22 protein-coding genes and 1 pseudogene are annotated in these 22,765 nt (G+C 61.1%); 11 read left to right on the top strand and 12 right to left on the bottom strand.

Translation table 11 applies throughout. From position 1 onward, the window contains the following. Positions 1–44: 44 nt before the first annotated feature. Entirely contained in the window at positions 45–800 is a 756-nt protein-coding gene (locus EOHIBHHM_RS26460) for an SDR family NAD(P)-dependent oxidoreductase (RefSeq protein ID WP_497259278.1), read from the bottom strand. 163 nt (positions 801–963) lie between these two features. Here EOHIBHHM_RS26460 and EOHIBHHM_RS26455 point away from each other — a divergent pair, with 163 nt between their 5' ends. Then, positions 964–2,016: an amidohydrolase family protein gene (locus EOHIBHHM_RS26455; RefSeq protein WP_497259276.1), complete on the top strand. Its 1,053-nt coding sequence runs from the start codon at positions 964–966 to the stop codon at positions 2,014–2,016. Beyond that, complete coding sequence (locus EOHIBHHM_RS26450; protein ID WP_497259274.1) at positions 2,013–2,426, top strand: metal-sulfur cluster assembly factor; 414 nt, start codon at positions 2,013–2,015, stop codon at positions 2,424–2,426. Before EOHIBHHM_RS26455 ends, EOHIBHHM_RS26450 begins: the two co-directional genes overlap by 4 nt. 120 nt (positions 2,427–2,546) lie before the next feature. On the opposite strand, the gene EOHIBHHM_RS26445 is transcribed toward EOHIBHHM_RS26450, so the two are convergent. From EOHIBHHM_RS26445 to EOHIBHHM_RS26415, 7 genes are all read right to left on the bottom strand, one after another. Beyond that, complete coding sequence (locus EOHIBHHM_RS26445) at positions 2,547–4,565, bottom strand: AMP-binding protein (protein ID WP_497259272.1); 2,019 nt, start codon at positions 4,563–4,565, stop codon at positions 2,547–2,549. Between the two features lie 77 nt (positions 4,566–4,642). Further along, positions 4,643–5,143: a gamma carbonic anhydrase family protein gene (locus EOHIBHHM_RS26440; RefSeq protein WP_497259270.1), complete on the bottom strand. Its 501-nt coding sequence runs from the start codon at positions 5,141–5,143 to the stop codon at positions 4,643–4,645. A 30-nt stretch (positions 5,144–5,173) separates the two neighbouring features. Beyond that, the gene (locus EOHIBHHM_RS26435) at positions 5,174–5,557 is read right to left on the bottom strand and encodes a Zn-ribbon domain-containing OB-fold protein (RefSeq protein ID WP_497259268.1); all 384 of its coding nucleotides are present in this window, start codon (positions 5,555–5,557) and stop codon (positions 5,174–5,176) included. Continuing rightward, positions 5,554–6,720 carry a thiolase domain-containing protein gene (locus EOHIBHHM_RS26430; protein ID WP_497259266.1) on the bottom strand — a complete coding sequence of 389 codons (1,167 nt, stop codon included), beginning with the start codon at positions 6,718–6,720 and terminating at the stop codon, positions 5,554–5,556. The genes EOHIBHHM_RS26435 and EOHIBHHM_RS26430 overlap by 4 nt, the downstream gene beginning before the upstream one ends. 75 nt (positions 6,721–6,795) lie before the next feature. Further along, a complete protein-coding gene (locus EOHIBHHM_RS26425; RefSeq protein WP_497259264.1) occupies positions 6,796–7,221 on the bottom strand; it encodes a hypothetical protein in 426 nt (141 codons plus the stop codon). Then, a complete protein-coding gene (locus EOHIBHHM_RS26420) occupies positions 7,221–7,565 on the bottom strand; it encodes an MFS transporter (protein WP_497259262.1) in 345 nt (114 codons plus the stop codon). Before EOHIBHHM_RS26420 ends, EOHIBHHM_RS26425 begins: the two co-directional genes overlap by 1 nt. Positions 7,566–7,768: 203 nt before the next feature. After that, positions 7,769–9,010, bottom strand: coding sequence for an RNA-guided endonuclease InsQ/TnpB family protein (locus EOHIBHHM_RS26415; protein WP_497259260.1), 1,242 nt, complete (start codon positions 9,008–9,010; stop codon positions 7,769–7,771). A 220-nt stretch (positions 9,011–9,230) separates the two neighbouring features. Between EOHIBHHM_RS26415 and EOHIBHHM_RS26410 the strand changes: the two genes are divergently transcribed. Both EOHIBHHM_RS26410 and EOHIBHHM_RS26405 read left to right on the top strand, forming a co-directional pair. Then, complete coding sequence (locus EOHIBHHM_RS26410) at positions 9,231–9,629, top strand: universal stress protein (RefSeq protein WP_497259258.1); 399 nt, start codon at positions 9,231–9,233, stop codon at positions 9,627–9,629. Between the two features lie 604 nt (positions 9,630–10,233). Then, positions 10,234–10,632: a cyclin family protein gene (locus EOHIBHHM_RS26405; RefSeq protein ID WP_497259256.1), complete on the top strand. Its 399-nt coding sequence runs from the start codon at positions 10,234–10,236 to the stop codon at positions 10,630–10,632. A gap of 271 nt (positions 10,633–10,903) precedes the next feature. Here EOHIBHHM_RS26405 and EOHIBHHM_RS26400 read toward each other — a convergent pair whose 3' ends face one another. From EOHIBHHM_RS26400 to EOHIBHHM_RS26390, 3 genes and pseudogenes are all read right to left on the bottom strand, one after another. Further along, positions 10,904–11,680 (bottom strand): IclR family transcriptional regulator, encoded by a 777-nt coding sequence (locus tag EOHIBHHM_RS26400; protein ID WP_497259254.1) that lies wholly within the window; start codon positions 11,678–11,680, stop codon positions 10,904–10,906. 580 nt (positions 11,681–12,260) lie between these two features. Continuing rightward, positions 12,261–13,478, bottom strand: a complete 1,218-nt coding sequence (locus EOHIBHHM_RS26395; protein WP_497259252.1) for a mandelate racemase/muconate lactonizing enzyme family protein — start codon at positions 13,476–13,478, stop codon at positions 12,261–12,263. A 113-nt stretch (positions 13,479–13,591) separates the two neighbouring features. Next, positions 13,592–13,945 (bottom strand): annotated as a pseudogene (locus EOHIBHHM_RS26390) (mandelate racemase/muconate lactonizing enzyme family protein); the annotation flags it as partial. Positions 13,946–14,039: 94 nt separating this feature from the next. Here EOHIBHHM_RS26390 and EOHIBHHM_RS26385 point away from each other — a divergent pair. From EOHIBHHM_RS26385 to EOHIBHHM_RS26355, 7 genes are all read left to right on the top strand, one after another. Further along, positions 14,040–15,347: a nickel pincer cofactor-dependent isomerase, group 22 gene (locus tag EOHIBHHM_RS26385; protein ID WP_497259250.1), complete on the top strand. Its 1,308-nt coding sequence runs from the start codon at positions 14,040–14,042 to the stop codon at positions 15,345–15,347. Between the two features lie 111 nt (positions 15,348–15,458). Further along, entirely contained in the window at positions 15,459–16,247 is a 789-nt protein-coding gene (locus EOHIBHHM_RS26380) for an SDR family oxidoreductase (RefSeq protein WP_497259248.1), read from the top strand. Then, positions 16,244–16,591, top strand: coding sequence for a cupin domain-containing protein (locus tag EOHIBHHM_RS26375; RefSeq protein ID WP_497259246.1), 348 nt, complete (start codon positions 16,244–16,246; stop codon positions 16,589–16,591). Before EOHIBHHM_RS26380 ends, EOHIBHHM_RS26375 begins: the two co-directional genes overlap by 4 nt. Beyond that, positions 16,588–17,409 carry a fumarylacetoacetate hydrolase family protein gene (locus EOHIBHHM_RS26370; RefSeq protein ID WP_497259813.1) on the top strand — a complete coding sequence of 274 codons (822 nt, stop codon included), beginning with the start codon at positions 16,588–16,590 and terminating at the stop codon, positions 17,407–17,409. Before EOHIBHHM_RS26375 ends, EOHIBHHM_RS26370 begins: the two co-directional genes overlap by 4 nt. 133 nt (positions 17,410–17,542) lie before the next feature. After that, positions 17,543–18,649 (top strand): TAXI family TRAP transporter solute-binding subunit, encoded by a 1,107-nt coding sequence (locus EOHIBHHM_RS26365; RefSeq protein ID WP_497259244.1) that lies wholly within the window; start codon positions 17,543–17,545, stop codon positions 18,647–18,649. Positions 18,650–18,715: 66 nt separating this feature from the next. Beyond that, positions 18,716–20,710: a TRAP transporter permease gene (locus tag EOHIBHHM_RS26360; protein WP_497259242.1), complete on the top strand. Its 1,995-nt coding sequence runs from the start codon at positions 18,716–18,718 to the stop codon at positions 20,708–20,710. After that, positions 20,707–20,916 carry a hypothetical protein gene (locus EOHIBHHM_RS26355; RefSeq protein WP_497259241.1) on the top strand — a complete coding sequence of 70 codons (210 nt, stop codon included), beginning with the start codon at positions 20,707–20,709 and terminating at the stop codon, positions 20,914–20,916. Before EOHIBHHM_RS26360 ends, EOHIBHHM_RS26355 begins: the two co-directional genes overlap by 4 nt. Before the next feature lie 91 nt (positions 20,917–21,007). Here EOHIBHHM_RS26355 and EOHIBHHM_RS26350 read toward each other — a convergent pair whose 3' ends face one another. After that, on the bottom strand, positions 21,008–22,486 hold the full coding sequence (locus tag EOHIBHHM_RS26350; protein ID WP_497259239.1) for an acetyl-CoA hydrolase/transferase C-terminal domain-containing protein: 1,479 nt from the start codon (positions 22,484–22,486) through the stop codon (positions 21,008–21,010). Between the last annotated feature and the right edge of the window lie 279 nt (positions 22,487–22,765).

Raw genomic sequence — 22,765 nt, 5'->3', positions numbered from 1 at the left:
GTATTAAAAATACCTAGCGATTGGGCTGGTCGGTACCCGAACCGTTACGCAGTGAATCCGCCGTCCATCACGAGATTGTGGCCGGTGACGAACGACGACTCGTCGCTCGCGAGGAACAGTGCGGCGTCGGCCACTTCGTCGGGCTGACCCGCACGGCCGAGCGGTGTCTGATCGAGGATGCCGCCGGCCGTCTCGCCGTCCTCCATCGTCATCGCCGTCTCGATGAAGCCGGGGTTAAGCGCGTTGACACGGATGTCGTTCTCACCGTGTTCGACGGCGAGTTCGCGCGTCAGATTGGTGACGCCACCTTTCGAAGTGCAGTAGAGCGACGAGTTCGCGAGTCCACGGATTCCCGCGATCGAGGACATGTTGACGATGGACCCACCGTCTGCCTGATCGAGCATCCGTTCGATGGCGGCCTGGCAGCCGAAGTAGACGCCCTTGAGGTTGATGTCCATGAGCCACGCGAAGTCCTCCTCTGTCGCCTCCTCGATCGGCAACTGTCGTTCCACACCGGCGTTGTTCACCATCACGTCGAGCGATCCGTACTCGTCGACAGTGGCCTGCACGGCCGCCCGGAGCGCGTCGACGTCGGTCACGTCGGTCTCGACGTACTGTGCGTCGCCACCCGCCGCTGCGATGAGTTCGTGCGTCGGCTCGCCACCGAGCCGAGGGTCCTCGCGGACGTCCGCGACTGTCACACTCGCCCCTTCTTCTGCGAATCGTAGTGCGATAGCACGTCCGTTCCCTGACGACGCACCTGTCACGAGCGCAGCCGTTCCACTGAGTCGTCCTGTCATAGCTGTGGTTGTCCTGCGTCACCGTGCCACATTAAGTGTTTCTCGCCCGGTGATGATCGTTAGACTACATCTTCGACGGTCCGCAGTGTTGTATCTATCCTAAACTTTAATACAGAACCTGAGAGAATCACTGGTAGGCATGTTAGACGACGGCACGCTAGTAGTGGACTCAGTGTCACACTGCTTCAACCACACGCCAGAGAACCACAAGCACGCGAATGCGCAACGCTGGGACGACGAGACGTTCGACCTCGGCAAGAAACTCTTGCCGGACAGCCACGTCCCCTCGGAGGAAGTGTTCTATCGCGACCACTCACCGGAGGAACTCGCCCGGTTGCTCTTCCTCGAGAGTCAGATCGACTACACGGTGTACCACTCGCTGCCACTGGACGACTACTTCCACGACGGCTACGTCTCCCGCGAGAAAGGGTTCACGTTCCGCGAACAGAACCCAAATCGTGTGGGAATGTACGTCGACATCAACCCGCTCGAAGACGACGCAGTCGAGCAAGTCGAGCACTTCGTCAAGGAGAAAGACGTCGACGGTATCAAGCTCTATCCGGCCCGTTACCAGAACGGACAGGACCTCTCGCTCCAACTGAACGAGCGATCCGTCCAGCCAATCCTGGACAAGGCCGACGACCTCGACGTCGACACCGTCGCCATCCACAAGTTCATTCCCTTCGCGAAGGCCCCGACCAAGTACTTCCGCATCGACGACGTCGAAGAAGCCGCGAACAAGTATCCGAACCTCAACTTCGAGGTCATCCACGTCGGCTTCTCGTTCCTCGAGGAGACCATCTGGGCGATGGCGAGCAACGACAACGTCTACGCGAACCTCGAGAACTCAGCGTGTTTAGTCAACACTCGTCCACGGAAGTTCGCCAAGATCATGGGTGAACTGCTCTACTGGGTCGGCTCTGACCGCGTCCTCTTTGCCAGCGGTGCGACTGCGCTCCACCCACAGCCACCGATCGAAGGAATCTGGAACATGGAGATGCCGGAGGAGCTGCAAGCACAGTACGACTACCCGGAGATCACGACAGAGGACAAGAAGAACATTCTCGGACGGAACGGACTCGAACTGCTCGGCAAAGACCCCGACCAGGTCCGGCGCGACATCGAGGGCGACCGCTGGGCCAAGGCGCGTGAGGAACTCGACCAGTATCCGGCCGAACCGTGGTCGACCTACGAGGTGCCTGCTCCCAAGCCATGAGTACGACGAACCACGTCACCCCGGACCAGGAGTTCTCGGACGAACTCAAATCGCAGATCAAGACCGAACTCGGGAAGGTGCTCGACCCGTGTAGTTGTATGAGCGACCATCCTATCAGTATCCTCGACCTCGGACTCGTCGAGAGCATCGACGTCGACGACGGCGTCGTCAGCATCGATCTCCTGTTGACGTCACAACTCTGCACGTACTTCCTCGACATGAGCGACGAGGTCGTCGAGCGGGTCGAAGCGCTAGACGGCGTCGACCGGGTCGAAGTCCATCAGGACACCAGTGGAGAAGTCTGGACACAGGAACGCATGTCCGACGAGGAACGGACGGCGCGCCGCGAGCGCTTCCTCGGACGCATGGAGGAGGCTGACATCACTCCCTACGCCGAACAGTCGAAGTAACCGACAACCGAAGCACTTCAGTTACGCGTCACCCATCCCGATGTCACGCCGTCGTGGCGGCCAGTCACCCGTCTCGACGCCATCTTCTGAGTCGTCGGTCAAAAAAGAACTACGCGACGCTTATCGTGCCGTCTCCACTTCTTCGAGCGCCTCGGGGTTCTCGATGCTGCTCATGTCGCCGAGTTCTTCGCCCTGATAGAGCGCGGAGATGGCCCGACGGATAATCTTCCCCGACTGGGTCTTGGGGAACTCGTCGACGAACAGTACCTCGCGCGGGCGGAACGGTTTGCCCAACTCTTCGCCGACGAGCGCCCGTAGCTCTTCCCGTAGGTCGTCGCTCTCGCCGACGCCATCTTCGAGGACGACGTAGGCGATGACGGCGGTGCCGGTGGTGTCGTCGGGGACGCCGACGGCGGCGGCCTGGTTGACGCTCTCGTGTTCGATGAGCGTGCCCTCGACCTCGGCGGGGCCGACCTTGCGTCCGGCGACGTTGAGCGCGTCGTCGGCGCGGCCGTGCAGGAACCAGAAGCCGTCGGCGTCTTTCTGGGCCCAGTCGCCGTGATCCCACATCGGCGGCTCGGTGAACGTCGACCAGTAAGTGTTCAGATAGCGTTCGTCGCCCTCCCACAGCGATTTCGTCATCGAGGGACAGGAGTCGCGGGCGACGAGGAAGCCGCGTTCGTGGTCGTCGGCGACGGACTCGCCTTGGGAGTCGACGATGTCGATGTTCATCCCCAACCCTGGCCCGCCGAGCGAGCAGGGTTTCAGCGGTTGGGTGGGCATCGGCATGAGGAAACAGCCGCAGATTTCGGTGCCGCCGGAGATGTTGATGATCGGCGCTTCGCTCCCTCCCACGTTCTCGTAGAACCACTGCCAGGACTCGGGGTCCCACGGTTCGCCGGTCGATCCGAGCAATCGGAGCGACGAGAGGTCGTGTTTCTGGACCCACTCGTCGTCGTACTTCCGCAGCGCGCGGATGGCGGTGGGCGAGATGCCGAACGTCGTGAGCTTGTGGCGGTCGATCATCGCCCAGAAGCGGTCGGGTTCGGGGTAGTCGGGCGCGCCCTCGTACATGAAGATGGTGCCGCCGAAGGTGTGGTTGCCGATGAGGGTCCACGGTCCCATCATCCAGCCGATGTCCGAGACCCAGAAGAAGCGGTCCGAGGGTTTCTGGTCGAAGCCGAAGTGGATCTCTTTGGCCGTCTGCAGTTGGACGCCCGCGTGGGTGTGGACGATGCCCTTCGGTTTTCCGGTGGTGCCCGAGGAGTACAGCAGCATCGACTCCTGGTCGGAGGGGAGTTCCTTGGTGTCGTAGGCGTCGTCTCGGGGTTCGACGGCGTCGGCCCACCACTCGTCGCGGTCGTCGGTCCACGGCACTTCCGTGTCGCTGGCGTCGTCACTCCCGCCTAACCGGTCGAAGACCACGGTGTGCTCGACGTAGTCCGCTTCCTCGATGGCGTCGTCTGCGGCACCTTTCAGGAAGACTTCGCTCCCACGACGCTGGAAGCCGTCGGCGGTGAACAGCACCGAACACTCCGAATCTTCGATGCGGGTGGCGGTGGCGTCGACGCCGAACCCCGAGAAGATGGGGACGGCGACGGCACCGACTTTGAAACAGCCGTAGAGGATCGAGATGACCTCGGGAACCATCGGCATGTAGAGGCCGACGGTGTCGCCGGTGTCGACACCGACGGACTCCAGATAGTTCGCGACCTTGTTGGCCTGGCGGTGGAGTTCGTGGTAGGTGACTTCCCGAATCTCACCGTCTTCGCCCTCCCAGATGCACGCGACGGTGTTGCGTCTCTCGCTGTCGACGGCGGCGTGCCGATCGAGGGTGTTGTGAGCGATGTTGATGCGGCCGCCGGGATACCACTCCGAGAACTGTGGCCCTTCAGAGTCGTCGCGGACGGTGTCGTAGTCCTCGTAGAACTCGACGTCGAGGTAGTCGACCAGTTCGTCCCAGAACCACTCGACGCCGCTGTCCTCGACGCCCTCGACGTCCGTGCAGGTACGGGCGATCAGTTCCTCGTAGTCGTCGATCCCGTACTGCTGCATGAACGCCCAGACGTTCGTCGACTCGACGAACTCCCGGCTCGGTTCGTGCACGATCTGTCTCTCGTCGTGAGCTTCAACTGGCATGGTTGCGCGTACCAAGAGGTGGTGGAGCAACCATCATAAACTACTGGGAAAGAGGCAGTGATTCGCAGTCGCCCGGACTACTCGAACCGTCCAGTTTCCTTGTACTGCTGGCCGAGTTCGACGTAGTGCTCGTGAACGCGAGCTATCTCGTCTCGCTGGTCGTCGGTGAGGGGTTTGGTCTGCGCCGGGGCACCGTAGGCGAGGTGTCCCTCTGGAATCGTCTGGTCCTGCAGGACGACCGCGCCAGCAGCGACGATACAGTTCGACTCCACCGTCGCCCCGCGGAGGACGGCACTCTGCATCCCGACGAGCGAGTGGTCCTCGACCGTGGCGTAGTCGACGACGACGTTGTGGCCGACGGTCACCTCGTCGCCGAGCACCGCCCCGTGGAGCATCGTGAACTCCTGGACGTTGGTTTCGGTCCCAACCACTGTGGTTCCCCCGTCACCACGGAGGCAGGTGAACGGCCAGAGGCTGGCATCTTCACTGACTACGACGTCGCCGATGAGGTAAGACATCTCGGAGACGAAGGCCGAGTCCGCAACTGCTGGCGTCTGCTCGTCGAGGGGTTTCTGCATGGTCCAGCTACCGGAGCCTGGGGCATAGTGTTACCGACGCGTTGGGAGGTCGAAAGCGAGGTGACGCTCGCCAGCCTGAGAGGTTGCGACTGCCGGTGAGACCCTCACTCCGAGCGCGACGTCGTTGACTTCTGCCAAGACTCGACCCGTCAACTGGACTGGACCGAAGTCGGCGATGGCGACGACCGGTGTCTCCCCAGCGAATTCAGCTGTCGTAACCCGGATCTCCGTGTACGTACTGATCGTGCCAGTGTCCGGAAGTGGCTTCTCGGCTAGATCAGTACTGCCGCATTCGAGACAGACCCTTCGAGGTGGGAGTGACCCATGCCCAGATTCACAGGCAAGATAGTATCCTCGATTCGCGTCGACGGCGTCGAGCAAGTCGTCGTAGCCCGCATTCCGCGAGTCAGTCATCGACTCACCTCCAAGACGTGGACAACTGCGCTTGCGACCGTCCCACCAGCGTTGTGCGCGACCGCGACAGAGGCGTCGTCGACAGCGTCGCTGTGGACGTGGTCGCCGCGGAGAAGCTTCGAAAGTTCGACGACCTGACTCACGCCCGTCGCACCGACGGGGTGGCCCTTCGCCTTCAGCCCCCCAGAGAGATTGACCGGGAGTTCGCCATCGGCAGTCGTCTCCCCCTCAGCGGCCGCAGTGAGTGCAGTTCCCGTGTCGTAGAGTCCGAGCCCTTCGAGTGCGAGCACCTCCGCGATGGTAAAGCAGTCGTGGACTTCGAGCAGGTCGACTGCATCAGGAGTGATTCCGGCGTCAGCGTAGGCGTCGGTCGCCGCCTGCTCTGTCGCGGGTGTCCGAACGAGTGAGTCACGGTCCTGTAGCGCAAGCGTATCGGTTCCTTGGCCGGAACCGGTGATGGCGATTGGAGCGGCGACGTCATGCCGCTCAGCGTATCGCTCACTGACGAGTACGACCGCACTGGCTCCGTCCGTGAGTGGGCAAGCGTCGTAGAGTCCGAGTGGCTCTGCCACGGTCGGCGCGTCGATGACGTCCTCGACCGAGATCTCCTGCTGGAACTGCGCGTAGTCGTTGTTGAGCGCGTGGTCGTGGTTCTTTACGGCGACGGCCGCGAGATCTTCACGGGTACCGCCAAACTCGTCGAGGTAGGCCCGAGCCATGAGTGCGTACGCACCCGGGAACGTTACGCCCGCACGACTCTCGTAGAGGTCGTCTGCGGCCATCGCGAGGCCCGCAGTAGCCCGGTCGGTCGAGAGGTTGTTCATCCGTTCCATCCCACCGACGAGAACGACGTCAGCCGTACCTGTCCGGACCGCTTCGACACCACTACGCAGCGCAACACCGCCGGATGCGCAGGCACTCTCGTATCGGGTCGCCGGGATCTCCACCCCTGCAGCCTCTGCCATGAGCGGTCCTTGATGCCCTTGTTGTTCGGCGATGGTTCCGACAAAGTTCCCATAACACAGGCGGTCGATATCGGTTCGTGGAACGCTCGAGTCAGCGATGGCTACGCGGGCCGCTTCCGCGAAGAGGTCCCGGCCGGTGCGCTCTGGGTAGACACCAAACGCTGTGGAGCCAACGCCCGCTATGCGGACTGATTGCATACGACAAAGAGAGGTCGACCGTGGATAGTAGGTGTTACGGTCGAGCAGTGGCCCGTTCCAGCGCACTCACTCGCTTCATGCTCTGACGCGAGACCAGTCTAGACGTCCGAGACGAATCCGTGTGCCCACGACAACGACGATCAGACACCCCAACGCCGGCAGCAGCAGCTGCATCCCTGTCGCGGTACCGTATCGGTCTGCGACGATTCCGACGACGACAGGTGCAGCAGAGAGACCTGTGAAGTTGGCTGCCGTGGCAATCGCGTTCACCGGGCCGCTATACTCGGGGACAGACCCGACGCCGAACGCAGATAGTGTGGGGAAGAACCCAGCGACGAGGAGACCGAGGCCGAGGACGCCACCGACGAGACCGAGAGTCGAACCGGAGACGAAGGCGATGGCAGCCACCGGAACTCCGACGACAGCCAGCGACAGCACCAGATTCAGCGGTTGAAGGCGATCGGCGAGGAAGCCGTACGCGAGTCTTCCGGGGGCGTACATCACGAGAAAGACGCCAGTGAGGAGGACGTACGCCAGTTGCCGATGGCGAGGATCACGTTCGCGAGGAGCGGGCCGGTAGTCGCTCCCAGGGCCCACATGAGCGCATAGAGGTTGAACAACTGTCCGCGACGTTCCGGGAACAGATGTCCTAAGAGTGGGCGGTCGAGCGCACGGACGACACCGACAGTCGCCCCTTGCAGGAGGAACACCACGAGGAGGAATCCGTAGGAGGGGGCGACACTTACGAGGAGCAGGCAGACAGCCGTTGCACTGGCCCCGGCGAGAATCATCCGTCGGAGGTCGAGCCGCCTCGAGAGCATCCCCACGACTAACACGGTCGCCACGAGACCGAGCGTCCCCGCTGGTGCGACGAATCGAGGAACTGATCGGAGACAACAAAGGTTTGCTGGAAGTTCGGAAGCAGTGCCCCTCTGAGTTGTGTGACCATACCGTCTCCCAAAACGAACAAGAACAGCACGGCTGTCCACTGGCGGCGCGAGTCCATCGACTTTGTGGTGCGTGTGTGGTCGCGTGGACCGCCTCGGGGTCAAGCCCCGAGGCTTCCCGTTTCTACGACGTGACTTGCAGACACGGACTCGAAGTGAGTCGTGTCCGTAGCGGTCACAGTCTCCACGGGCGTGTCTTCGGGCCATCCCAGCCCTAGTTCAGAAAAGCCTCTCTTGAGAACGTTCATCGCCGCGTTCGCGTCTCTGTCCGTCTCGAACCCGCACGACGGACAGGAGTGTTCCCTAACGCAAATGGGTTTCCCCGTTTCCACACCGCACGATGCACACTCTTTGGTAGTGCCTCGTGCTTCGACCTGCTTGACGTGACAGCCGTACAGGTCGGCTTTGTATTCAAGCAGAGTGATGAATTGCCGCCACGCCGCATCCTGCTTGTTACGGGCGTTGTGCGACTGTTCGAGCATTCCTTTCACGTTCAAGTCCTCAACGCATACAGCGTCGTACTCACGGACAAGCCACGTCGTAATCTTATGCTGGTAATCAAGCATCTTCCGACGGATATGTCGCTTGACTTTCGCCACTTCCCGGCGTTGTTTCTCGTAGTTGCTCGACCCTTGTTCCTTCCGCGAGAGTTTGCGTTGTTCGCGGCGGAGTCGCTCATAGTCGTCTTCGAGGTCGAGCCAATCCACAGTCTTGCCGCCGCTCGTGTGGATGTAGTTGAGGATACCGAGGTCGATTCCGACGCTGTTACTCGCGTTGAGCGTGTTCACGTCGGGTTTCTCGGGGAGGTCAGCGTCGTCGGTTTCGAGGCCGAATGAGACGAACCACTCGCCGGTCGTCTCCTTTTTGAACGTGACTTCCTTGATTGAAGCGCGGTCAGGAATCGGGCGGTGGTAACGGATTTTCACCCAGCCGATTTTGCTGAAGCGGACGTAGGCAAACCTGTCACGGCCCCTCTTTTCATCGAGGTCGAACCCGGACTGATTGTACGTCACACTTCGGTACTCGGTGGGTGATTGGCGTTTGAGCCGACCAACGTTGTAGCCTTTCTCTTTCTTCTTGCGAAGGTTCGAGAGGTTGCGGTGGAAGCGAGCGACGGTGGCTTGGGCGGCCTTCGAGTGCAGTTCGCTGTACATCGGCCACTTGCGTTTCCACTCGGGGAGCCTGTTGTTCTGGTCGTACTCACTCGGCTTGTCGTCTTCGGGACTGTTCTCGTAGTCCCATCGGACGTGGTTGTAGAGTTGGCGATGAACATTCAGATGGTGTTCCAGTCCTTCCGCTACCTCTTGTGTTGGGTACGCGTGGTAGCGGTGACTGTGTTCCATCGCTGTCTCCTGATTAGAAACGTGTTGGCTTAATGGTTTGTATCCCTGCGTGTCGGCTTCATCCCCGAGGTCAAGCCTCGGGGTATTCGCCTTGTCTTCTGATAAAACTGGGTACTGTGGTGAATGTGACACCTGATTGTTGAATCCCGCACACAAGAGCTTGTCCGAGTATCGAACGCTGTGGGGTGAGTTGAAATAGGATGTGCCCGTGTAGTGCTGTATGTACCAGATAGTGGTACCTGTCGACGACAACGTCGACCGCGCACTTGCACAGGCACGACACGTAACCGAGCTACCGGGTGATCCGACCGAAGTCAGCGTCACTGTCGCACACGCGTATCGTGATACGAACCGGACGAACGAGAACCACGACGAGGAGAGTCCAGCTGTCATTGCGGCGATTGAACACCTGCGAGATGCGGGGCTGGCTGTAGAGCAACGAGAACTGTACGTCCCAGTCGCCGAAGCCGTACTCGATCTGACAGCCGATATCGAAGCGGATGCTATCGTGATGAGTGGACGGAAACGCAGCCCGACTGGGAAAGCACTCTTTGGGAGCGTTACGCAGTCAGTGATACTCGACGCAGCGGTTCCGGTAACCGTCGTTGGTGTCGAGTAAGGTGACGAAACGGGTTGCAGTCGACTCTGGTACGTTCTCTTTTGGTGTTGCTGTTCGTCGGAAGGAGGACTGGACAACTATGCTGACGTATGAGTTCTGAAGGAGACAGCTTTCACACTGAGACCACGAGGCTTATCGAAGGACGATAGAAATACTTGGATATTACTTCGGAATCATCTGAGTTTAGAAGAGACGTTTCGACGTCCACGCCGGTGCTGTTGTGTGACTTTCCGAAGAAACGTTCGTCGAACCGAAGATATCAGTGAGCTCAGTGAGCTACGTTTGAAGTTTAGGCTCTTATAATTGAACCACACGGCCTCTGCGTGCAGTGCAGCGAGTCCACCTCGTAAAATCACGGCTATTATTTACCGACGCGCTCTCACAAGGATTTGGTTCGTAAACATTCGGTTAGAGGCGTCGTACGGGCTATCCGTACGTAACGTGCCGGCAGAGGACATCTCCTGTGGTCTCGATGATACAATCGATGTGACGCGTATCTCTCCCAAGAGATCGTCCGAACGTATCGCTATCTCATAGACGAGTAGAGCACCGGAATGGAATCGATTGATCTCAGAGTTCGTGTCACGGCTTGCGTCTGACCTTGGTGTGCCTCCAGAACGCAAACGAGAGTATTGATGTCTCTACCGAGACGGGATTGCTTCCAGGGAAGTCATCGACTGGGTTTGTAGTTGCAGTGCTCTATACAGCAGGGTTATTGTTCAAAAACAAATGTACAGAGAAGGGGATAGCCCAAGTTGCGCGAGTGACCGAGGCTACCATCCGAAACCGCTATCAAGAGCAGGTCGAAGCAGTCTCAATTCCAATAGATGGACTCACCGACGCTCGACAGCCACACAAGGTAATCTTCGGCAGCGAGTCTGTTCGATGCCTTCGAACAGCAGATGCCAGGAGAATGTGCGAACTAGAAGATGCCGAGACCGTGAGTGGTTCGACTGACCGGTACAACCGCGTGACGAAAGACGGAAGCTCGCTTTCAGTTTGACTCTGCCCGCTGGAATTACGATACTAGAGTTGTAACATTCTTTCGGATGTGGTTTCCGAGCGGCAGGATGTGATTTCGCTCGAGATGGTCACGATGTACTCCTCCTTTATCCGCCCACCAACTCGTCCGTGATCACGCGTATATCGGCGTTTTAGAGTGCATTCGACACCATCGAACAGGAAGGATACGCGTTTGGTCCATCGAGTGGTCGTACAGAGAGTAGAGATGCTGGAAGAACAGGAGAAACCACATCGACGGGCAGACACTCACCTCACGAGAAGGCGATGTTTAGTTCGAGCTCGTTCGCTGCTCCCAGAAGGAGATCAGGCAGTTGGTTCTCGAATCGGTCCCCCTTCAGCCGGTGTGACGGCCCGGTGACGCTGATGGCCCCGATGGCCCCCCCGTTCGAGTCACCGACGGCGACGCCGACGGCGTGCGTCCCGCGCAGCGTCTCTTGCCGGTTGAAGCTGTAGCCACGCTCCTGAATCTCCTCGATCTCGGTGAGAAGCACTTCCGGGTCGGTGATAGTGTTGGGCGTGAGGTGTTCGAACTCGGTCTGTTCGATGTAATCGAACAGGTCTGACTCGGGAACGTTCGCCAGAATTGCTTTTCCCGCAGACGACGCGTACAGCGGGATTCGGCTCCCGAGTCCGGGGTCCGTACGGACGGCGTTCTCCCCGACGGAGCGTGCGAGATACACCGCATCGCCGTGTTCCTCGACGAAGAACTGCGCGCGCTCGCCCGTCGTTTCGGCGACTTCTTCGACCTTCTCACGGATGAGTTTGTAGCCGGTGTGGCTGTTTCTGGCCGTCACACCGAGGTCCAAGAAACGTAGCCCTACGTGGTAGCCGTCCGCACGTTGGACGAGGTACCCGAGTTCTTCTAGGGTGTGGAGATGCCGATGGACCGTACTCTTTACGTAATCGAGTTCGTTCGCGACCTCGGTGACTGTCTTCCCCTGTCCTGCTTTGACACACTGCACGATATCAAACAGCGTCTCCGCTGTCTGTACCGTATCCGGCACATCGCCGCTGCCTGTCTTTGCCATGCACAGTAGTCTTATCCATACGAATAAAACATGTTCGATATCGTCGAACAGCACCCCATTGTGTCTCACACACCCAGTGGCGTACAGTTTAGTAGTCGTCGTTGCTACACGACAGCCACGAACACGATATCCAGAACCATGACGATATCCCCGATCACGTTACCGGTACTGTCCCGCGATGCACACGGGACTCCAACCAGCGAGTACGCTGATACGCTTCGACGGTAACTCCCCGACTACGTGGTCAGACTCGCGGAGACCTCCGAGGCGCAACGCCCGCTCGTCGCCGGGTCGACGGTGGTCACCGGAAAGTACCCCGACGAGGAGCTCATTGAAGCAGCACCGTCTCCTCGGCTGTTCGTGTGTACCACGGTCAGCGTCGACCGCCCTTACCTCGACAACTTCGAGGCGAACGACGTCGCGGTGACCAACGCCTCAGGAGTGCACGGGCCAAAGTACAGGGACCGTCGGGTGGACGTCCTCGTCGACATCCTCGAGTTGATGGCCGAACCGAGAGGATACCGGAACCTACGTAATCAGGCTCTGTGCGGGAGAGGAAGGACGGGAACCGCGCGCTCGGTCAGAAGCCCGAGGTGCCTTCGAGGAGATGCTCCTCGACGACTGCCTCGTCGAGTTCGATACCGAGCCCCGGCGCCTCTGGCACTTCGATGACGCCGTCCTGGATCAGGGGGTCGTCGCGGACGAGCAGGTCGTCCCACCAGTCGACTTCGAGTGCGTGGAACTCCAAGAGGTCGAAGTTCGGCACTGCCGCTCCGAGGTGGACGCACGCCATCGTTCCGACGGGGCTACAGACGTTGTGCGGCGACATCGGGATGTAGTTCTCTTCGGCTCTGTCGGCGATGCGCATCGTCTCTGCGAGCCCTCCGACGGTCGTCGGGTCCGGCGTGACGATGTCGACGCCGTGTTCGTAGAGGAGGTCGGTGAGTTCGAAGACGCGGAACCGGTTCTCGCCCGTCGCGACGGGCGTCGTCGTCGACTTCGTCACCTCGATCTGCGCGGACATCTTCTCCGGCGGAATCAGGTCCTCCAACCACATCAGCTTGAACTCCTCTAACTCCCGAGCCAGTCGCTTCGCGCTCTCGACGGAGTAGTCCCAGTGGCAGTCGAACGCAAGGTCGACATCGTAGCCGATCTCCTCGCGGACGGCGGCGACGATGTCACGTTTCTCCGCGATGGCGCTGTTGGTAAGCCGGCCGTTGTAGGGGTCGTTTTCGTTGTCGGCCGCCAGGTCGAGGTCGAACTTCAGCGCGGAGAACCCCATGTCGACCACGCGACGAGCCTCCGCGGCGTACGCCTCGGGGGAGTACGCCTCGGCCTCGGCGTACGCGGTGGCTCCGTCCTCGACGGCGTATGCCTCTCCCGCGTGACAGTCACAGTACATCCGCACTTCGTCGCGATACTTCGACCCGAGCAGTTGGTACACCGGGAGGTCGAGCACCTTGCCGGCGACGTCCCAGAGCGCGATCTCGATACCCGACGCCGCCGTCACGACCTTCCCGGTCGTCCCACCGTGGCCGGACATCTCCTGGAAGATATGTCGGACTAGCCGTTCAACGTCCAGCGGGTTTTCACCGACGAGGAAACGGTTCGTGTACTCGACCAACTCGGGGACGCCCCCACCGCGATACGACTCGCCGATGCCTGTCACACCGGCGTCGGTCTTCACCTTGATGAGGTTCCACTCGAAGTTACCTTCGACCACGCAGGACTCGATTCCGGTGATCGAAACGTCTCGGTCGGTGTCGCGGTTCGTCGTGTGTTGTGAGTAGTCTCTCATTGGCTGAATCTGTCGAGGGCGCGTTCGTCTAGCTGTACACCGTGTCCGGGGGTATCCGGGAGGGGAACCATCCCGTCGTCCGGCCGAAGCGGGTCGACGACGTCGTCGAACACCTTCAAGTCCCGCAGCGCGACGTCGACCGTCGGGATGGCACGGGGTAACACCCCGGAACGTCCGATCTGGACGTTGCCGTCGTACATCTCGTGCCAGAGTCGTTCGGTGTCCCGTGGGTCCTCATCTACGAGTAGCGGTTCGAGGAGGGACTCCACCGCCGCGGCGACGAGGGTGCCGACCTCGTCGCCGAGCGAGTAGCCGATGCCCTCCAACTCATCTTCGGCCTCCAACCTGTCTTCGGTCCGGACGTACGTGATGGCGAGGTCACGATACGTCAGTGTCCGATTCGAGAACGAGACTGGCGACTCCAGCGGTATCGACACCGGAAAGGACTCTACCTGTGTGATTCTCACGACTGCAACGGCGCGTTTATCACATAAATTTCCTCACTCCACGGCAACAACTGTTACCAATGGACATATGTGCGATGGCGTGACAGAGGCCCGTATGGAGTTCCCCAGCCGGAGTGACCTGGACAGTCTGATCGAACCGCAGCCGTTGCCGTCGTTCGCTCGTGTCCGGTACGAACCGGAGACGACACGGGTCGACGACCCCGCGGCCGCCGCGCGGGCCGAGGTAGCTGATCTCTCCCTGTCGGAACTTGAGCCCGGTGCGAGAATCGCCGTCGGCGTCGGGAGCAGAGGGATTCACGCGCTCGACGAGATGGTCCGTGCTGTGGTGGCGACGCTCGACGACCGGGGGTTCGATCCAGTGATTGTCCCCGCAATGGGAAGCCACGGCGGCGCGACGGCAGCAGGGCAGCGTGAGGTACTCGCCGCACTGGGAATCACCGAAGCGAGTGTGGGTGCACCCATCGACGCGACGATGGAGACGCGGGAGGTGGAGACGGTGACGGTCGGTGAGACGCCGACGACCGTCCACTTCTCGGCGGTTGCGCTCGAGGCCGACGCCGTCGTCGTCGTCAACCGCGTGAAGGCGCACACGAACTTCACCGGTCCGATCGAGAGCGGGCTCTCGAAGATGACCGTCGTTGGCCTCGGCAAGCAGCGTGGCGCCAAGAGCGTTCACTCGACGGCCATCAAAGAGGGCTACGTCGAGACGCTCGAGGCGGCACTCGACGTGATTAGGGAGGCGATCCCATTGCTGGCAGGTGTCGCCATCGTCGAGAACTTCGAGGAGGAGACGGCGCACGTCGAAAGCGTCGAAGGGGAGTCGTTCGTCGACAGGGAACCCACACTGTTGGAGTGGGCGTACGACGAGATGCCGACACTCCCGTTCGACGACGTCGACTTCCTCGTCGTCGACGAACTCGGCAAGGAGATCTCCGGCGCCGGAATGGACACGAACGTCATCGGTCGGTACCGCGTACTGAACGCTCCCGACCCCGAGACGCCGAACGTCAAGCTACTCTACGTCAGAGGGTTGACCGAGAAGACGAAAGGGAACGGAAACGGGATCGGCTTGGCAGATATGACGCGGCAAGCCGCGATCGACCAACTCGACCTCCGGAAAGCGTACGCGAACGCGCTGACGAGTGGCTCTATCGCGAAAATACGGCTCCCGGTCATCGCCCCCGACGACGAGTTCGCGATTCGCGCCTCGTTGGTCGCTCTCGGCGGGTACGACCCGGAGACGGTCAGGGTCGTCTGGATACGCAACACCCAAGAGTTGACCGAGTTCCGTATCTCGGAGGCGCTCGTCGACGAACTGCCGGCGACAGCACAGGTCGTTGCCCGCGAACGACTCGTGTACGAAGACGGAACGGCGTCGTTCGAGACCCGACGTGACGGCTGAGAGCAGGACGGTGTACGGTGCTTCGTCCGTGACGCGTCGGCGACCTCTCAATAAGGTAAGAGACCGCCCCCTTCGGAAACGTTTTCATACATCATCCTGATTATTGATGACATGGACCTACAGATAGACGGGAACGTCGCACTGGTCACCGCGTCGTCCAGTGGACTCGGTAAGGCGTCGGCGAAGGCACTCGCCCGCGAAGGCGTACACGTGGCCATCAACGGGCGCGACGAGGAACGGCTCGCCGAGGCGGAGGACGAAGTAGACGACATCGGAAGCGGTGACGTCCTCGCCGTCTCCGGAGACCTCACGAACCCCGACGACGTCCAGCGGCTCGTCGACGAGACGGTAGAGACGTTCGGCCGACTCGACCACCTCGTCACCTCCGCCGGCGGACCGCCCTCTGGCGCGTTCCTCGAGACCGACGACGACGACTGGGAACACGCGTACGACCTGCTCGTGATGAGCGTCGTCCGCCTCGCGCGTGCGGCCGAACCACACCTGAAGGAGGACGGCGGTGGAACCATCGTGACGATCACCTCGCGAAGCGTGAAGGAGGCTATCGACAGCCTCGTGCTCTCGAACTCCGTCCGGATGGGCGTCATCGGACTGGAGAAGACGCTCTCGAAGGAGTTCGCTCCCGACATCCGGTCGAACGCCGTACTCCCAGGCCCACACGAGACGTCCCGCATCCGCGACCTCGTCGAGGCCGCCGTCGACCGCGGCGACTACGACAGCTACGAGGAAGGACTCGCCGACTGGGGAACCAACCCGCTCGAACGCATCGGCGACCCGATGGAGTTGGGCAACACCGTCGCGTTCCTCTCCTCGCCGCAGTCGGGATACATCAACGGCACCGCAATTCCCATCGACGGTGGCTCCACGGGGGCGAACCTATGAGACCCGTCTCGTTCGACGACGCCGAAACATACGAACCCGAAGATGGGTGGCGGCGCGTCTCCATGGCCGGGAGCGACCAGTTCAGTTTCGAGTGGTTCGAGAAGCCGCCGGGTCACTCCTCGCCGATGCACGACCACGAGAACGAGCAAGTCTGTCTCTGTCTTCAGGGCGAACTCACTGTCGCCACCGAGGCCGACTCCGTCACACTCCAGCAGTACGATTCGGTACTTCTCGAGTCGAACGAACCGCACCGTGTCGAGAACACCGGCGACGAGTTGGCCGTCGGCCTCGACGTGTTCGCCCCCGGCCGATCCTTCGACTTCTGGACGGAGCGCGAGGAATAAAGTACCTCGCACGGACGGTGACGGGCCGGCCGCTGCTCGGCGACGAGGCGGGGTTCGTCGATCTCCGGTCGGTCCATCCTGAACTCGACAGCGTCCGTGGCACTCTCTCGCACGCCGCGACCGGGACGCTCGGCGACGTCGACGACGCGACGGCGGAGCGCATGCCGGCGGAGACGATCTCGTTCGGCCCACCACTCGACCAGTTCGGCAAACTCTGGGGAATCGGGCTGAACTACGAGGAACACGCCGGTGACTTGGACGAGAACCGACCGACGGAGCCGGCGAGTTTCATGAAGCCGTCGACGGCGCTCACCGGTCCCGGTGGTCCGATACGTCTCCCGCCGACGTCGCAGTCCGAGCGGGTGACCGCCGAGGGCGAGTTGGGCGTCGTCCTCGGTCGGACGTGTCGGGACGTCGACGAGGCGGACGTCGAGGACGTCGTCGCGGGCTATCTCCCTGTCATCGACATGACCGCGGAGGACGTCCTCCAGCGAAACCCACGGTTCCTGACGCGGGCGAAGAGTTACGACTCGTTCATCGTCATCGGACCGGCTATCGTCGTGCCCGAAGATTCGCTCGACTTCGACGATTTAACCGTCCAGACGGTCGTCAACGACGAGGTGCGAGCCGAAAACCGAGTCGAGAACATGTTGTTCTCGCCAGCTGAGCTCGTTTCGTTTCATTCGGCAGTCATGTCGTTGGAACCCGGTGACCTGATAAGCACCGGTACCCCTGGTGCGTGGCCGATCGAGCCGGGTGACGACGTGCAGACGAACGTGGAGTCACTCGGCTCCGTGAGTGCATCGGTCGTTCGGTAGACTGCTGTCGGGCGACCTGTGTCTCTCACGAAACGCCGCCAAGATGCTTTCTTACCGAGGGGACGGGAGCCTGATCAATCAAAAGATATAACTGTCCGACCTGGATACTCGTCAATGCTAACTAAAGACAATCATGGTTGACGACAGCATACAGCGCCGAAAGTTCCTGTACGGAGCCGCAACTGCGGGCATCACTGGCTTTGCCGGCTGTACCGGCGGAAGCGGCGGCGACGGCGGCTCGTCCGATGGGAACACGTCGGGGGACGGCGGTAGCGGAGACAGTGGTGGTCAGAGTGGCGGCGGCGGCAGCATGTCGCTCCGCGTCGGTACCTCTGCGGGTGGAACAAAGAACGTCGGACTCGCTGTCGAGCGGGCGGTCAGTCAGAACAGTGACGAACTGAACTACTCGACCGTCGAGAGTCCAGGGTACGTCGGAACCATCTACCGGATGGCACAGGACCAGTTCAACGGAGGGATCACCGACAACAACTCACTGACCAAGGCACTCGACGATCGTGGAAGCTTCGCCGAGAAGTCGGTCGACGAGATACCCTACTACGGATTCTACGCCTTCCCGTACAGTATCTACGTTGTCGCCCGCAACGGGACTGGCATCGAGACGTTCGACGATCTCGCCGGAAAGAACGTTTATCCGGCAGAACCGGGCTATTCGACACGGGCGACGACGCTCGACGTCTGGTCGCAGAAGCCGACGAAGGGCATCTACGACAAGATGAACATCCAGAACATGGGTGTCGGCGACGCACCGGGGGCGATGGAGGAGGGGCGAATCGACGCCGCCATCGCGTACGGAACCCCTGGTGCCGGCTACACTGGCTGGGTGACGGAGTACGACGCCCGCGTCGACGTCCACTACGTCGAACCGACCGATGCGCTCAAACAGTCGGTCGAGTCGTACGCCGGTGCCGGCTCCTCGGAGATTTCCATGGACAAGTGGAGCATGCAACAGGACATCCAGACTGACAAGGTGTTCACGTGGGACCTTGAGGTCAACTACACGTTCACACCGGAAGCGAGCGAGGACGCGGTGTACGAACTCTGTCGCGTCGTCGACGAGCACAACGATGCGGTCAACGAGGCGGAACAACAGTTCAACGACTTCGAGTCGACGTCAGACATGCTCGGCTCTGCGCGGAAGCAGATTCCGGTCCACCCGGGTGCGGCGAAGTACTACAAAGAGAACGACGCCTGGGACGACAATCTCTCGGTCGGTAAGTAAGTAGAAGACGAGACGTCTGTGAAACCCACCTTTTTGACAGACTAAGCTGACCATCAAAGACAGACAATGAGTTCAAACACAGAGCAGCAGAGTAGTTTCGTAACGAGTGCCCTTCGAGGGTTAGATCTGAGTGTCACGGTCAGCGCGATCGTGTTCTGGTTCATCGTTCTCGGCTGGGCGTACACACAGGATATGTCGCGTGTAAAGTACGGCGTCATTTTCGTCGGTGCAATCCTGAGCGTGTACGCCCTCGACCAGACGCGACAGGCGCTCGAAGAGGGTGACAGAATCGACGCGGCGGTGCTGCTGCCGGCAGCAATCATCCTCATCAGCGCCTCTGTCTACTTTACGATGAACTTCACGCAGGTGTATGTCATGCAGCAGGGGTACGCCCTCGAACACGAGTACATGCTGGCACGGATCGTCATCCTCTCGATCCTCTATCTCACGTGGCGCGAGTTCGGGAACCTCTTTCTTGGACTCGTTGGCGGCGCGATCCTGTATGGGGTGTACGGCAACTATGCGCCGGGTATCCTGAACCACGGGGGGATGACGGAACTGACACTCCTGCAGTCACTCGTCACCGATCTCTACGGGTTCTACGGGAGCCTGACACAGTTGACCGCCGCGTGGATCGCTCCGTTCCTGCTCTACGCCGGACTCCTGTTCGGCTACGGCGCGTTCGACCTGATTCTCCGGGTCGCCATCCAGTCAGGTAAGTACATCGAGTCCGGCGTCGCTCAGACGGCTGTGCTCGCGTCCGCGGTCATCGGGTCTATCAACGGTTCGTACACGGCGAATGCCGCGATGACCGGTTCGTTCACGATTCCGACGATGAAAGACAGCGGGATGGCACCGCATCGGGCTGCCGGTATCGAGGCGGTCGCGTCGACGTCGGGGCAAGTGCTCCCGCCAGTCATGGGTGCCTCGGCGTTCGTGATGGCCTCGTACCTGCAAGTCGCCTACCTCGATATCGTCACTGCCGGTCTCATCCCAGCAGCGATACTCGTCGCCTGCATCGGTATTGCAGTCCACTACGTCGCGATCAGCGACTCCAGTAGTCAGGAGATGAACTTCTCAGAGTTCTTCGACGACGAACTCTCGACGAGACAGAAACTGTTCGAGACCGTCCGATTCGGTATCCCGTTCCTCGTGCTCATCTACCTGCTGGGTATCGCTCAGTTCACGGTGATGACCGCGGCGCTATGGACCATCGTCTCGATGATCGTCTGCGGTGTCACTGTCCCGGTGATTCAACGGATAGTCGACCGCTCGGACACGTCGCCGACGACCGAGTTCGTCGACCAGCTCCGAAACACCGTCCGGGGGTTCCGCCGGGGTGCCATCATCCTCGCACCTATCGCCATCATCCTCGTGGCGGTCAACGGCGTCATCGATATCTTCGGTGTCACGGGCGTCCCGAACAAGATTGCACTCTTGTTGATCGACCTTTCGGGCGGTGTGCTGCTGTTCGCCGTTCTCCTCGCGATGCTGGTTGCCATCCTGATGGGTGTCGGCATGCCGACGGTCGCGGCGTACGTCATCGTCGCGATACTCATCGCACCGACGCTCGTCGCCGACTTCGGTATCCCGGACATCACGGCCCACTACACCGTGTTTTACGCTGCCATTCTGGCTGGGATCACACCACCCGTCGCCACGGCAGCGGTGGTCACCGCCGGCATCGCTGGCGCGAACTTCTGGCGTGTCTGTGGTGCGGCTATCAAGATTTCCGCACCGCTTTTCATCCTCCCTATCGCCTTCGTCTACAACCCGGCGATGATTTCGATGGATCTCTCCGTCAGTGGTCTCGTCGCCGGGACGTTGGTGCTGATGGGTGGTATCACGATGATCTACGGGCTCAACTACCCCTTCGAGATGCGCGCTGGCCGTCGCGTCCTGCTTCGGCTGTTCATGACCGTCATGGGCGTCTTCGTGATGGTCTACCCGGGGCAGTTGGTGAAGCTCGCCGGTACGCTGGTGTTTTTCGGCATCTTCGTCGCCGAAAAGATGGTGACGAGCGGGAAACGCCTCCCGTTCACTAAGGGGGTCGACCAATGAGCGCGACAGACGGCTCAAACGAGGACGTCGGCGGGTTCGAGGAGTTCGTCCCGGCGCCGCTCATGCCGGTGTGGGACCGGTTCCAGACGGTGCAAGAGTTCCGTGAGACACATGGTGACTCCTACACGAAGGTGCTCGAAGGCATCGTCGCCGCCGTCCTCACTGGCGGCTATCTCTTCTGGCTCTTCCTCTACCTCACCGCGTAACCTGCCACCCGAGGCCGGTTTCGGTTTTCCTGCTGCTCCGAGTGGGGATGTACTCCGAGAGACGGATTGAAGAAGTCGAGAGACCTCGCAGTCAGTAGCCGTGCCACTTCGCTGCACGCGGTACGTCGTGTGGGATGTGATACGCGTCTTCGGCGACGTCGTTCAGATACGACCGGAGTTCTGGGGCGAAGTCGGGGTGTGCACAGTGCTCGATGATACGTTCTGCTCGCTCGACCGGCGAACAGCCACGGACGTCGGCAACGCCCTGCTCGGTGACGAAGACGTCGATGTCGTGTTCGGTGTGGTCGACGTGGAACGTCATCGGGACGACGCGTGAGACGTCCTCCCCGTGGACGGACGGCAGCGCACAGACGGAGACGAGCGAGTTCCGGTTGTAGTCCGCAGAGCCGCCGACACCGTTTATCATCCGTCGACCGCCGACGTGCGTCGAGTTGACGTTGCCGTAGATGTCGACCTCGATCGCGCTGTTGACGCCGACGACGCCGAACTGGTCGATGAGTCCCGGGTGGTTCGCGACGTCTGCGGGTCGGAGGACGATGTCCTCGGCGTACCGCTCGATGTTCTCGAAGAGTCTACTCTGTCCCTCGGCGGTGAGCGCCATTGACGTCGCACTCGCACACTCCAGGCCGCCGGTGTCGAGCATGTCGAGCAGGCCGTCTTGAATGAGCTCACCGTAGTAGACCACGTCGCGGTCGCCGAAGTCGAGCTCCTGCAGTTCGCCCATCAGGGCGTTGCCGAGCGACCCCACGCCGAACTGGAGATGGACGGCGTCGTCGAAGACGGGCGACCGCTCCATCTCCGTGGTGAGGAACGACCGGAGGTTGGCGGCGATAGCCAGATCGTCGTCGGTCGGGTCCCGGAACGTGTAGGTCGAATCCACCCGATCGGTCTCGACGACGCCGACGAGTTTCGCCGGGTCGAACGAGACGTACGACTCGCCGATGCGCCCGTCGGGTTCGGTGAGTGGGACCGGTCCCCGGTTCGGAGGGGCGTCGGGCCGGTAGACGTCGTGAAGCGCCTGGAGTTCGAGCGGTTGCCGGTGGTTCAGTTCGACGAGGAGTTCGTCCGCGGCCTCGACGAACGCGGGGACCTGCCCGAGCGACGTCGAGGGGATGAACCACCCTTCGCCGACGGCGACCGCCTCGACGACGGCCACGTCTGCGTCCACCATCCCGCCGTACTGCACCTCGTCGCCGATGGACGACGCGTTTCGGTCGCTGAAGGCGACCTCCCGTTCGTTCGTCGCCGCGCGTGCGACACGCGACGACTGGTACGAGAAGCGCCGTGCGACAGCCCCGGCCTCGATGAGGTCGACGTCGATCTCTTCGCCGACGTTGCCACTGCTGACGACGGTCAGTCGAAGGTCGCGTGTCGAACCGGCGAGCGCGAGCGGTATCGCCTTCGGGTAGCCGACGCTTCCGAATCCGCTCGTGAGCACCGTCGCGTCGGCGTCGATGTGTGCGGCGGCCGTCTCAGTGTCGACGAGTGGGAGGTCTCCGTGGATGCGCTCCGTAACCGGTTCCTTTCCGAGCAGCAATCGATCGGTCATGCTCTCACCCAGTCGATTAGCTGAGCGCATCGGCCGGCCGGTTTGATCTGTAGGTCGATGGTGATGGTGTCACCGTGAGTTGTTCCGTACATCGTTCCGTTGAGGTTCTGCGAGCGGATGCCGCCGCTCCGCGACCGGTCCGACGGAACGTCATCGCCGAGTCCAGGGAGTAGCGGTCGCTGGCGTACAACCAGTCGTCGGATAGCCCGCGCTGGACGACCGGCTGCGTGGCTGGCTCGCAGTGGTAGCGTATACTTACGGGCTGTGTGTAATAAACGA

The sequence above is a fragment of the Halogranum roseipondis genome, from assembly GCF_059695585.1.
This window is presented reverse-complemented; position numbering and strand designations above follow the sequence as displayed.